Below are 12,140 nucleotides of genomic sequence, written 5' to 3'. Positions count from 1 at the left end.
CCCGCTCGACCCTGCAGTGATACCCGGCGCGGCCCCGCGCCCGCAACCCCTGGTGGGCTACCGCTACGACAGCGCAGGCAACCTGGCCGAGGTGCTGGGCGCGGACGGCACCGTGCTGCGCCGCTTCGGCTACGACGCATTGCACCGGATGACGGAGCACCAGGTGCGCCAGGGCCCCAGGCACCGCTACGTCTATGAAGACCAGACCGCGCAGGGCCGTCGCCAGGGGCTGGCGGCCCGCCCGGGTGCACGCGTGGCCGAGCAGCACAACGAGGAAGGGCTGTCGTACTTCTTCGACTACGGCGGCGCTCCGGTAGCGGCCGGTGACGGACCTGCCGCCTCGGTGCGCAGCAGCACGGTCGTGCGCGACAGCCTGGGCCGCACCACGACCGACCACTTCGAGGGCGAAGGGGGGCTCAAGCGCCTCGTGCGGCTGACAGGCCCGGACGGTGCCGAGCAGAGCTACCGCCATGACAGCGCCGGCCGCAGGTTGTCGGCCACCGATGCGCTGGGCCGCACCACGTGGTGGCGCTATGACGGCGCAGGCCGGCTGCTGGGCGTGCAGGGCCCGGATGGCCGCAGCACCCAGCAGCGCTGGGGCGCAGCAGGCAGCGCGCAGGACGGCCTGCTGCTGGCGAGCCAGGACGCGGCGGGCCTGCGCACGCACTACCGCTACGACGACTGGGGCCGTCTGGTGGAGGTCGCGATGCTGCCGGAAGGAAGAACGGACGAGGCGGCAACGCTGCAGGCCCTCATCACCCGCTTCGAATACGAACAGCCCCAGCAGGATGCAGGCACCGGCGCGGTGACATTCCCACCCCACACGCTCGCCTGGTGCGACCAGCCCGTGGCGGTGATCGACGCGCAAGGCGGGCGCAGCCAGTACGCGTACAACGCCTGCGGCCAAATCACGCGGCACACCGACTGCTCCGGCCACAGCCAGACATGGCGCCACGGTGCATGGGGCGAGGTAGTGGAAGCGGTGGACGCGCTGGGCCAGCGCACACGACTGCACCACGCGATGCAGCAAGGCGCACTGCGGCTGGTGGGCGTGCAGCAGCCGGGCAACACGGCGGTGCGCTACCGCTGGAACGAAACCGGACGGATGGCGGCCATCACCCACGGCACGCACGACGTGCTGGAAGGCACGGGCGAGCCCGCGGGCACCAGCGCCACCATCGCTTACCGTCACGACCTGTGGGGCCGCGTGGTGGAGCAGGTGCAGGCGGGCCGGGGCGTGCAGCTGCGCTACGACGTGGCCGGGCGGCTGCAGGAACTCGTCAACGAGAACGGCGACGTGACGCGCTTCGTGCACGATGTGGCCGACCGGCTGGTGCAGGAAGTGGGGTTCGACGGGCGCAGCCAGGTGTATGGCTACGACGCTGCGGGCCAGCTCACGCACACGGGCGATGGACACGGGGAAGGCCACCACCCGGGCGCGGCGGCGCGGCCGGAGCTGGGCGCAGTGGTGCGCACGCGGCTGCACTACGACCTGGGTGGCCGACTGGTGGCGCGTGTCGCCGTGCGGCTGCCGGCCCCGGAGCCCTCCGATACCGAACCCCACGCGATACTGCAGATCCAGCGCTTCGAACACACTTCAGCCGGGGCGTTGCAGCAGACGCGAACCTGGGAGGCCGAGTTGCCGCACGGCGTCGAACCCATGGCATCGCCCACGGGTTCCATGACCGACCGCCCCATGTCCCTGGCTGGCAGCTGGCTGGCGCTGAATACGCAGGCCCTGTTGTCCCTGCTGGACCGCCCGGGCGATCCGGCCCAGGCTCCGCTGGCTGCCGCGCTGCAGGCGCAGCGTCTGCAGCAGGAAGCCCGCGTAGCCTTCGCGCGCGATGCCTTCGGACGGGTCTGCGGAGAGACGCAGACGCTGTACCGAGAGCCGCAGGCGCCCCAACTCCAAGCCAGCCTGAGTGCCGGTGAGCCCCCCGTGGAGTTCGAGCACGCGATTACCCACACCCTGGGCCCGCTGGGCCAGCGCACGGCCACGCAGGCGCAAGGCCTAGGCACGCTGCAGTGGCTGGCCTACGGCTCGGGCCACGTACACGGGCTGCTGCTGGACGGCCAGCCGCTGGTGGACTGGGAGCGCGATGCGCTGCACCGCGAGGTGGGGCGCACGCTGCACGTGCTCGACGGCCAAGACAACGCAGACCTGCCTGCCATCGTGCATGCGCGGCAGTTGGACCCGATGGGCAGGATGCTGCACCAGGACTGGCGCGGCCTGCGCCATGCGGCGGCCATGCCGACGACCGATAACGCCAACGACTCCGATACCGGCCCCTCGTACGCCGCAGGTCGCATCACCCCGGCCCTGGGCCCGCTCCGAACGATCGCGCAGCGACGCTACCAATACGATGCGCTGGGCCAGCTAGTGGGCGTGCAGACACCTGGTGAGGCCACGCGGTACGGTTACGACGCCTGGCAGCGCCTGACTGCAATGCACCGTGCAGGCCCGGAGGGCGAATTGCATGAGCACTGGGTACTGGATGCAGCGGGCAATCGATTGCCCTCGTTCGGAGGCGCTCAGGCGGCAATACCGCACGCAGGTCGGCAGCCAGAGGCATGGGCCCGCGAGGTGCGCGAGAACTTGCATGATGCAGGCTTTGACCTGCTACGCGCGAACGGTGGTCCAGGCGAGAGCTCGGGCACGGTAACGCACTGGCCAGGCAACCGCATTGGCTGGAGCACTGTCCAGAGAGCGGACAGCCACCAGAAAGACGCTCTAATCCGCTACCAATATGACGCTTTCGGCAACCGGGTGCAGGTGCTGCATCCTGACGGCAGAATACAACGACTGCATTACGACGCGCTGCACCAGTTGCGCGAAGTGTGTCAACGCGAGCAACTAGGCGGCGCTTGGCGGCTGATTGCCAGCTACCGGTACGACGCACTTGGCCGTCGCTTGAGCAAGACCGTGTACGACCAATTGGACCATGGCGGGACGACTACCTATGCGGGATGGGACGGTGACCGACTCATACACACGGAAGGGGCAAAGGGGTTCTTCCATACGCTCTACGAGCCCGGCTCCTTCGTGCCGTTGCTTCGCCTGGAACGCAGCAAAGCCATTCCTACAGCCATGCAGGTGCTGCTGGCGCTGGACAGCACTGAAGATGATGACTCCGACGCCCCTGCTCTGGGCCGCAACTTCTTCGCTGCGTTGCCCAGAGCTCAACGCGACTTGCTTGAAGGTGTTTTGCATAGCGCCATCGGTACCTGCGCTGAGGCTTCGCTCGCGAATCTGTCGTCAAACCTACCCCTTGATGTCCGCGTATTGCTGGCAAATGGTCTTGATGAGATCCGGGGTCGGCGTACCAACTTCGCACGCGCCGAAGACACTTGCATACGCCACATTCTTTGCGACCACCTGGGCACGCCCATCGCGATGGTGGATGCCAACGGACGCCACTCCGGCCTTCTCACGTGGGCGGCAACATACCATTCGTGGGGCGCTCTTCGGGAGGAATACAACCCGAACGATATCAGTCAACCCATAAGATTCCAGGGTCAACAATTCGACGCGGAAACAGGGCTGCATTATAATCGATTAAGATATTATGATCCTTCATTGGGACAATATTTAACTCAGGACCCAATAGGACTTTTGGGCGGAAACGATAAATATATATACCCTGTTTCGCCCACTGGGTGGATTGATCCGACAGGGCTGAATCCACTCGCAGCTTGCGCCGTACCAGGTCCCACTATGGCAGCATGCGCTGTCGCTGCAGAAAAAGCGATGAGTTTATTGGCTCTTGGAACAGCAGCTTTGGCAACGGCAATGATTCCGAGCTCTACATCACAGATGAGCGATGCTGAAAGATTGAGTTCTGCTCATGAAGCAGCCATGGGCAATCGCACGGCTCCAGGTTATGGTGGAAATTGCTCTCCAGAAGAACATGATGCATTGAGAGATAAAAAAGAAAAAGCATGCGACGACGCCAAGGGATTAAGCTGCCAAAAAGGAGAATTAAATTATGGTAAAGCAGAGAAAATACAAAAATGTATTGATGCGAGAATAAATATAGCCCGCAAGTGCTTCGCTGGCGGAGACGCGGGGCATAACGAACAAATAAATCAATTATTTAGAATCATAGGAAAGTGCACAGGCCATAATGCAAGATAACCAGCAAAGGATAGAAGAAATTTTATCCGAGAGAAGACGCCATATATCGACAGCCCCCTCCCTAAGCGAACGTTATGAAATTCTGCTGAAAGAAACATTTCCATGTGAACCAGGGGATGACTCCTTGTTCTATCCAAAAACCTTTACGGGTACAGATGCTGAAGATTACGACAATTCGGTCAGAATTTTCCGCGACAAGCTCTGGACGGAAGTCAGCTTTGACATACTGCAGGAGAAGTTCGTGCAGTTTCTTTATCTGACGCCGAAGGGAAAAATACACTACCTGCCTTCTTTTTTAAGAAATTTCTTTGACTTGCGCCTGTTGGAAGTCGAATTTTTTTCTTATTTTATTTCCGATCTTGAGAATGGTTTTTTCTCGCCAAAATTTGAAGAAACCAAGAAGTCATTAGACGAAGGCAAGGATTTCCCAAAAGATTTGTCATCTTTTGAATCTTTGACACCCCTTCAATCCAAAATGGTGGCATTGTTCTTGGCGAATGTTGCAAATCTTCTTCCGTCCGATTATTACGAAAGCCAACAAGCCCAACGGGCATTAACAAATTATTGGGGTAATTATCTTCTTTTTTAGCGAAAGGCTGACAAATCATCTTGCAACATGTCCGACACTAATGTGTGCAACACACAGCCCCCAGACCGACCGACAGCACCAAGAGTGGCAGCAGCAGGATGGTCAGAGTCCAGAAATACGTTCTTGCGATGACTCGTCGATGAACTGCATATCAACTCATCGGAGGTGCATAAACATCCTGACGTGAGTCGGCTCAAGCAAGTCAATCACGCTTGGGTGATTGTCCGGGAAGAAGCCCATGGTGTGTGGCTGCAACAAAGGAGTGCGAAGATGATTAAAAAAATAGCTGTCTTTTTTATCTTGCTTTTTGCTGTCTATTTTTCATATCAACTAATCTTCTCGTCGGTGCAAAAAACTTACTGTGATCCAGGAAAGATCCGGTGCATTGAATTGAAAGAAGGCTGGAGAATTTCATCTCCAATGATGAGTGAAAAAAGCATCGTGCTCCATAAGATTGCAAGAAATTCTGCGGACCAAGAAGTGATGACGGTGGATTTTTTCGATAAAGAATCGCCTCTGCTGCCAACCTTGGATGGCTCCTTGAAGGGCGAGCGCACCTTCTCGTGGGGAACTGCTGCTTTTATAGATGGTGAAAACAAGAATTTGAAAGCACTGAATTACTCGTCCATTTTAAGAGACAAAATTTATCTAAAGGAGCAGAGAGCCATAATAGGCTGCAATAACTTCAACTGCTTGGAAGATATATTGAAAATATATAATAACAAATGATTTATTGGAATTTTAGAACCTCCCTTGTGCTTTGTCAAAAGGTGTTCTCAAGAGGCCCTGACCTATCTCGTCATAGCCTCATGGCAGAACTTCGGGACAAAATCCATGAATTCTCCTGAGGCGCAATCTGTGGCGGTCATCTTTGAGATGGATGCGCGAGAGCAAATCATGAAACTGGCGGGATCCATGCCTGTGTGGGCTATTGAAAGCACGACAAATGCGAAGGCAATTGACGATGCACGGCAGCAGTACCATTCCCCGCTGACCATTTTTTTTGCACATCCTGGCGAATCGAGAATGGATATGTTTTCCCGGGTTTTGTTCGACGTTGACGAACATCACCAATGCGGCACGTTTGATGTGTACGGTGCGTCCGAGAGGGATATCGACCCAGCAGCTGTGACTGAACTGAATATCCATCGTGTGCGCGAGACTGACTACGGATTCCAATTAATCCGGTGAGGCAGATGATGCAATTGAAACAGCCCTTACTGCTGCCCAGAGTATCTTCCACCGCCAATGGCGCGCTCTCATGAAGCCCGTGTAGCGGTCTCGCGCAGCCACTTTCGGTGGTGCTCCGCTGCTCTGAAACCCAATGAGGTTCGCAGAGCACCAGACAGGAGGATTTGGCAGACAACCTGAGCCGCGTTCCTACAAACTGAATCTGCACTGAATCCGAATTCAGCATCAGAAGACAGAAAATTACAAAGATGCATTGACGCAAGAATCAACATTGCAAAAAAATGCTTTGCAGGTGGCGATGCTGGTCACAACAAGCAAATTAATGAGCTCAGGAGAATCATCGGAAAATGCACGGGACACCAATGGTAGAGAATAATCCAGTCAACCTTCAAATCCTAAAGGAAAGAAAGAAGGCTGCTTCTTTAGCACCATCTCTAGCAAAGCGCTATGAAAGCATGCTGCTAGCGGCCTTCCCTGAAAGTTACCCAGAAGGTGAATTATTTATAAAAAACACTTTTACAGGAGATGACAGGGAAGATTATCTAAGGTTTTTCTCGTTATTTAACGGAAAGAAGTGGACCGAAGTAGATATCGAAAAAATTGAAGATATTTACATACAACACTCCAGATTGACAACCAGCGGTAGCATCTACTATTTACCTGTATTTCTCAAATATTTCTTCGACCTCAAGAATATAGACAACGAATTCTTTATTTATCTGATGTTTGATTTGGAGAATGGATTCGATGAGCATACGCCAGAAAACCTGGACGACTCCTTGAAAGGAAAGAAAAAGCTGGAAAGAAAATATCTTTCCTTTGAAAAGATCAATCCTATACAGTCTAAACTGGTGGCCACATTTTTAGTCAATGCAGCAAACCTTCTCCCGGAGGAAAGCTACGAGGGCAAGCAAGCTCAACGCGCACTCACCAACTACTGGGGGAATTTCCTGCTTTTCTGATCTGCCATGTCGTTCACTGTAGATCTATATCTATGTATAGCGGGATTTTGATCTGAAAAACCGCCAGCGCTTACAAATTTTCAAAATACTGCAGCATGGCGTTGAAAATATGTTCCGCCGCGGCCATATGCCTGGCCGCGCATCTGTGCAACGCGGGACAGGCACCTGAGCCACCGCGCGCCTCCCGTCAAACCCGTGCCATCGCTCCCGTGGCATCCATCCAGATCACCCGCGCCAACGCGGAGACAGCGGCAGGAGACACGGCCCCCTGTGCAGGCATCCGGCCGCTGGCCGAAGGCGACGTGCGCCGGTTTCTCGAACACGCCCGCCCCATTACCCGCCGGGCGGCCCTGCACGACGATTTCCTCGTGGGCGACTGCTACACGGAAGCCCGCGTCCGCTTCCAGGACGGCCGCACCGCCAGCCTGGGCATCGCCAACGATGCCGGCACGGCCCTGCTGACCCCCATCGTGGAGGGCAGGGAGCAGGCGCAGGGCCGCTACTTCCGCTGCACACAGTGCGCCGGCATGCTGGACCTGCCGGACCGCCTGCCGACGAACTGATCCGCGCACCGGCGCGGAAGACGCACCTACGAAAAAGCCGCGAAAGGCATGCCTGCCTTCCGCGGCTCCGGTGCGCGGCCTGCATGATTGCAGCGCAGGCCGTCAGCTCACGGTCCCGGTCTTACACCAGCAGCGCATTCACCCGCTTCACGTACGCGGCCGGGTCGTCCGGCAGCCCGCCCTCGGCCAGCAGGGCCTGGTCGAAAAGGATGTGGGCGAGGTCGTGGAAGTGCACGCTGCCGTCCAGCTTTTTCACCAGCGCGTGCTCCGGGTTCACCTCCAGCACGGGCTTGGCATCGGGCAGGGACTGGCCGGCCTGCTTCATCAGGCGCGCGAGCTGGGTGCTCATGCCGTGCTCCTGCACCACCAGGCAGGCGGGCGAATCGACGAGGCGCGTGGTCACGCGCACGTCCTCGGCCTTGTCCTTGAGGGCTTCCTTGAGCTGGGCCAGCACGGGCTTGAACGCCTCGGCGGCCTCTTCGGCGGCCTTCTTCTCGGCCTCGTCCTGCAGCTTGCCCAGGTCCACCGCGCCCTTGGCCACGGATTGCAGCGGCGTGCCGTCGAAGTCGTGCAGGTAGTTGAGCGCCCACTCGTCCACGCGGTCGGTCATCAGCAGCACCTCGATGCCCTTCTTCTTGAAGACCTCGAGCTGCGGGCTGTTCTTCGCGGCGGCCAGGGTGTCGGCGGTGATGTAGTAGATGGCCTCCTGGCCCTCCTTCATGCGGGCCTTGTAGTCGGCCAGCGAGACGGTCACGCTGTCGGTCGTGCTGGAAGCGAAGCGCAGCAACCTGGCGATGCGCTCGCGGTTGCCGAAGTCCTCGCCCAGGCCTTCCTTGAGCACCGCGCCGAACTCGGCATAGAACTGCGTGTACTTGCCCTCCTTGGCCTTGTCCTCCTCGCTCACCACGTCGGTCACGCCGTCGGCGCCCTCGCCCGCGGCATGCTTGTCGTGCTTGGCCAGGTCCTCGAGCATGGAGAGCACGCGCTTGGTGGAGCCTTCGCGGATGGCGCGCACGTCGCGGCTTTCCTGCAGCAGCTCGCGGCTCACGTTGAGCGGCAGGTCGGCCGAGTCGATCACGCCCTTCACGAAGCGCAGGTAGGTGGGCATGAGCGCCTCGGCGTCGTCCATGATGAAGACGCGCTTCACATAGAGCTTCACGCCGGCCTTCTTGTCGCGGTTCCACAGGTCGAACGGCGCCTTGGCGGGGATGTAGAGCAGCTGCGTGTACTCGGTGTTGCCTTCCACGCGGTTGTGGCTCCAGGTGAGCGGGTTCTCGTGGTCGTGGCTGATGGCCTTGTAGAACTCCTGGTACTGCTCGTCCGTGATGTCCTTCCTGGGGCGCGTCCACAGGGCGCTGGCCTTGTTCACGGCCTCCCACTCGCCGGTCTTCACCATCTGGCCGGGGTCGCCCTCCTTCTCGCCGTCCTTCCACTCTTCCTTCTCCATCAGGATGGGCAGGCTGATGTGGTCGGAGTACTTGCCGATGACCTGCTTGAGTTTCCAGGCGTTCAGGAATTCCTCGGCCTCCTCGCGCAGGTGCAGGATGATGCTGGTGCCGCGCTCGGCGCGCGTGATGGTCTCCACCTCGAAGTCGCCCGTGCCGCCGCTGGTCCAGCGCACGCCCTCTTCGGGCTTCAGGCCCGCGCGGCGCGATTCCACGGTGATCCTGTCGGCCACGATGAAGCCCGAGTAGAAGCCCACGCCGAACTGGCCGATGAGCTGGGCGTCCTGCTTCTGGTCGCCCGACAGGCGGCTCATGAAGTCCTTGGTGCCGCTCTTGGCGATCGTGCCCAGGTGGTCGATCGCTTCCTGCTCGCTCATGCCGATGCCGTTGTCGGTGATCGTGAGCGTCCTGGCGGCCTTGTCGAAGGACACGCGCACTTCGAGGTTGGGCGCGTCCTCGTACAGCGCGGCGTTGTTCAGCGCCTCGAAGCGCAGCTTGTCGCAGGCGTCGGACGCATTCGAGATCAGCTCGCGCAGGAAGATTTCCTGGTTGGAATACAGCGAGTGGGTGACCAGGTGCAGCAGTTGCGCCACTTCGGCCTGGAAGGAATGGGTTTGCTTGCTCATGGTTGGTGGATGGCTCTTTTGTGAGAGTTTCGCAACGAAAGGGGAACGCCCGGCCATCTGGGGGCCGGCCGCGGATTATCAAGGCCTGCGGGGTGAGGCCGAGCGAGCGGAGCCTGCCTCAGTACACGGGGCTCACAACGTTGCGTGACAGCCCTACCGGCTGCCGTCGCTGCAGCGAATGCATCGTCACTCGGGAATCCACCCCAAAAAAGGGTTCTTCGTCGCATAACGACCCCCAACACGCTTGCCATGGTGCGTTGAAAATTCCGTTGCTAGGATGCGGGAGCCCCTGCGCACGGCGGCGCGGAAGACCCGACATTCATGGCAGTTGAAGAAAAAACATCTACAAATACCGGGATCAGCTTTGATGAGCTCTGGAGGAATTACCCGACCAATGATCCTTGCCTCAACCCGGCCAATGGCAAGAAAGCCTATGACAACCAGTGCGCGATCCGGCTAGGAGCGGCACTTGAAAAGTCGGGCGTCAGCTTCAAGAGCTTCAGAGGTCCCCGCTGCGAGTTCGGCGCGCGTGGCAACGGCATGGTGCTCAGAGCGCAGGAACTGGCAGACTGGTTGAACACCAAGCCTTTCGCACATTGCCCTACCTCCATTCAGGTGGAAGGAAAGTCCTTCCACAAGAAAATTGCCGCTCGCAAAGGCATCGTATTCTTCAAGGACTATTGGATGCGTGACGGAGAAAAATCACCCACAGGTGATCACATCGATCTTTGGAATATGGACCGGCTCACGCCGTCATGGCAGAACTTCACGCGATTCACGCTGGGGATCGGCCGTATTCCCGGCATCTATTCCGATCTCGAGAATTCGCGGAGGGTCGTCTTCTGGCCTTTTGCAGGATGAAGCGTTCTCTTTTCCTGCCGGCGCTGGTCGGTGCCGCCCTGATGTCGTGTCTGGTCGGCGGCTTCTTCTTCATCAGAGCGTTCAAGGCCGGGGACTGCGATGGAGGATGCAATCTTTCCACGCTCGTCTCCATCGTTGCCGCCGCCTTCGTCGTGTTTCTGGTGGTCGGTTACTTCCTGATGAAACACCGGGAAGCCGAGGGCACCAATCCCTATCCCTCATTGATCGCTTTGTCGGTCATCGTGATCGCCGTGCCGGGCCTCGCGCTGCTCGGCAAAGAGTTGCTTCCCGCAGGCCCGCTGAAAGCCAACCAGGACAACAGCTACATGCTCATGGCAAGGCGCGATCTGCCGGGCATCGGCATTTCCGCCGGAGACCGGTGCATCTTTTCCCGCATCGACTGCAGCGCCGCGCCCGCGCGCATCGACGCTGTCTGTACGCAAGGGGCCGTCGCGATCGAAGCGCCGCAGTGGTCTGCCTTTGATCGCCTGCCCCAGGAAGATTTCGGCATTCCGCCGGACAGCACCGTGCAGGCGTTTCCAAAATCCTGTCCAGGGCGCTGAGGCGACGAAGGCGGCAGCAGGCCGTGCAATGGTTACGTCCAGCCGGCCCACCCGGCATTGGGTCATTCCGGGCAGATTTGGCAGGACGGCAGGGGCGCGATTGAATTCGTTGACATGACTGCTGCCGAGCCCCACTTCCTGCCCGATGGCCGCGGCCGCTGCGGGCGGCGGCTGATCAGAACCGCTCGTTCGGCCCCAGGTAGCGCCACTGCCCCACGGGCAGGTTGCCCAGCACCACGCGGCCGATGCGGATGCGCTTGAGGCCCACCACCTTCAGGCCCACCAGTTCGCACATGCGGCGGATCTGGCGCTTCTTGCCCTCCTTGAGCACGAAGCGCAGCTGCTCGGGGTTCTGCCACTCCACCTTCGCCGGCTTGAGCGCCTGGCCGTCCAGCGACAGACCGTGGCACAGGCGCGCCAGCTGCCCGGCCGGGAAGGCGGACTGCACGTCCGTCGCGATGTCGCCGTAGTGCACGCGCACGAGGTATTCCTTCTCGACTTCGGAGTCTTCGCCGATCAGATGCCGCGCCACGCGCCCGTCCTGCGTGAGCACCAGCAGCCCGACGGAGTCGATGTCCAGCCGGCCGCAGGGCGCGAGGCCGCACAGTTGCGGGGGCGAGAAGCGCTGCCGGCTCGGGTCCTCGCGCCAGTGGGTGCGCGGGTTGATGAGCGCGACCGCCGGCGTGTGGCCGTCCTCGGCCTGCCCGCTGACATAGCCCATGGGCTTGTGCAGCAGGATGGTCGCCTGCCGTTCCTGCTGGCCGCGGGCCGCGGGGTCCACCTCGATGCGGTCCGTGGGCGCAACCTGCAGCCCCATGGCGGCCACCTGGCCGTTCACGCGCACCCAGCCGCTGGCGATCCAGTCGTCCGCCTCGCGGCGCGAGCACAGGCCCAGTTCGGCCATGCGCTTGTTCAGGCGCGAGGTGCCGGACGGCGCGTCACCGCGGTGCCCCCCGGCGGGCGCGCCCATGGGTGCGGAAGTGCGCGCGGCACCGGGGCCAGCGCGCGAGGGCGCACGAGCCTCCCGGCCGGCGGGAGCGGTGCGTGCAGCGGCTGCACCGGCCTCCGGGGCGCGCACGGTGAAGCGGCCCGCGGGCCGGGGGCCGGCCGGCCGGGGCGGCCGGGGCGGCGCGGGATCGGGCTGGCTGGCGCGCGGGCCGCTGGGCGGGAGCGACAGGCGGCGGCGGGGAGCGGAATCGGACATG

At 60.4% G+C, this 12,140-nt stretch carries 11 protein-coding genes; 9 read left to right on the top strand and 2 right to left on the bottom strand.

What is annotated here, in order from left to right; genetic code table 11:
* From BLR99_RS20550 to BLR99_RS20540, 7 genes are all read left to right on the top strand, one after another.
* Nucleotides 1-4,135 (top strand): RHS repeat-associated core domain-containing protein (locus BLR99_RS20550; protein ID WP_074687492.1); only part of this gene is annotated, 4,135 nt, incomplete at its 5' end.
* Nucleotides 4,125-4,724, top strand: coding sequence for a DUF6714 family protein (locus tag BLR99_RS22870; protein WP_011797297.1), 600 nt, complete (start codon nucleotides 4,125-4,127; stop codon nucleotides 4,722-4,724). The genes BLR99_RS20550 and BLR99_RS22870, both read left to right, overlap by 11 nt.
* A gap of 183 nt (nucleotides 4,725-4,907) precedes the next feature.
* Nucleotides 4,908-5,453: a class I SAM-dependent methyltransferase gene (locus BLR99_RS22865; RefSeq protein ID WP_133246129.1), complete on the top strand. Its 546-nt coding sequence runs from the start codon at nucleotides 4,908-4,910 to the stop codon at nucleotides 5,451-5,453.
* A 105-nt stretch (nucleotides 5,454-5,558) separates the two neighbouring features.
* Nucleotides 5,559-5,915, top strand: a complete 357-nt coding sequence (locus BLR99_RS22860) for a hypothetical protein (protein ID WP_011797299.1) — start codon at nucleotides 5,559-5,561, stop codon at nucleotides 5,913-5,915.
* Nucleotides 5,916-6,122: 207 nt separating this feature from the next.
* Complete coding sequence (locus BLR99_RS23815) at nucleotides 6,123-6,284, top strand: hypothetical protein (RefSeq protein ID WP_081436513.1); 162 nt, start codon at nucleotides 6,123-6,125, stop codon at nucleotides 6,282-6,284.
* A complete protein-coding gene (locus tag BLR99_RS22855; protein WP_011797300.1) occupies nucleotides 6,263-6,877 on the top strand; it encodes a DUF6714 family protein in 615 nt (204 codons plus the stop codon). Before BLR99_RS23815 ends, BLR99_RS22855 begins: the two co-directional genes overlap by 22 nt.
* 209 nt (nucleotides 6,878-7,086) lie before the next feature.
* Nucleotides 7,087-7,440 carry a hypothetical protein gene (locus BLR99_RS20540; protein WP_017438602.1) on the top strand — a complete coding sequence of 118 codons (354 nt, stop codon included), beginning with the start codon at nucleotides 7,087-7,089 and terminating at the stop codon, nucleotides 7,438-7,440.
* 121 nt (nucleotides 7,441-7,561) lie between these two features.
* On the opposite strand, the gene htpG is transcribed toward BLR99_RS20540, so the two are convergent.
* On the bottom strand, nucleotides 7,562-9,511 hold the full coding sequence (gene htpG / locus BLR99_RS20535) for a molecular chaperone HtpG (RefSeq protein WP_041827609.1): 1,950 nt from the start codon (nucleotides 9,509-9,511) through the stop codon (nucleotides 7,562-7,564).
* A 321-nt stretch (nucleotides 9,512-9,832) separates the two neighbouring features.
* Here htpG and BLR99_RS20530 point away from each other — a divergent pair, with 321 nt between their 5' ends.
* Complete coding sequence (locus BLR99_RS20530; protein ID WP_011797303.1) at nucleotides 9,833-10,372, top strand: type VI secretion system amidase effector protein Tae4; 540 nt, start codon at nucleotides 9,833-9,835, stop codon at nucleotides 10,370-10,372.
* Nucleotides 10,369-10,935 carry a hypothetical protein gene (locus tag BLR99_RS20525; protein ID WP_017438604.1) on the top strand — a complete coding sequence of 189 codons (567 nt, stop codon included), beginning with the start codon at nucleotides 10,369-10,371 and terminating at the stop codon, nucleotides 10,933-10,935. Before BLR99_RS20530 ends, BLR99_RS20525 begins: the two co-directional genes overlap by 4 nt.
* A 175-nt stretch (nucleotides 10,936-11,110) precedes the next feature.
* Here the strand turns inward: BLR99_RS20525 and BLR99_RS20520 are convergent, their stop codons facing one another.
* Nucleotides 11,111-12,139 (bottom strand): pseudouridine synthase, encoded by a 1,029-nt coding sequence (locus BLR99_RS20520; protein WP_083369996.1) that lies wholly within the window; start codon nucleotides 12,137-12,139, stop codon nucleotides 11,111-11,113.
* Nucleotide 12,140: the final 1 nt, after the last annotated feature.

It is taken from the genome of Paracidovorax citrulli (assembly GCF_900100305.1).
In the GTDB taxonomy this organism is placed as follows: Bacteria; Pseudomonadota; Gammaproteobacteria; order Burkholderiales; family Burkholderiaceae_C; genus Paracidovorax; species Paracidovorax citrulli.
This window is presented reverse-complemented; position numbering and strand designations above follow the sequence as displayed.

Bases quoted from the DNA above. Each gene is read 5' to 3' on its own strand.
- BLR99_RS22870 (WP_011797297.1), top strand. From the start codon at position 4,125: ATGCAAGATAACCAGCAAAGGATAGAAGAAATTTTATCCGAGAGAAGA.
- BLR99_RS22860 (WP_011797299.1), top strand. From the start codon at position 5,559: ATGAATTCTCCTGAGGCGCAATCTGTGGCGGTCATCTTTGAGATGGAT.
- BLR99_RS22855 (WP_011797300.1), top strand. From the start codon at position 6,263: ATGCACGGGACACCAATGGTAGAGAATAATCCAGTCAACCTTCAAATC.
- htpG (WP_041827609.1), bottom strand. From the start codon at position 9,511: ATGAGCAAGCAAACCCATTCCTTCCAGGCCGAAGTGGCGCAACTGCTG.
- BLR99_RS20530 (WP_011797303.1), top strand. From the start codon at position 9,833: ATGGCAGTTGAAGAAAAAACATCTACAAATACCGGGATCAGCTTTGAT.
- BLR99_RS20525 (WP_017438604.1), top strand. From the start codon at position 10,369: ATGAAGCGTTCTCTTTTCCTGCCGGCGCTGGTCGGTGCCGCCCTGATG.
- BLR99_RS20520 (WP_083369996.1), bottom strand. From the start codon at position 12,139: ATGTCCGATTCCGCTCCCCGCCGCCGCCTGTCGCTCCCGCCCAGCGGC.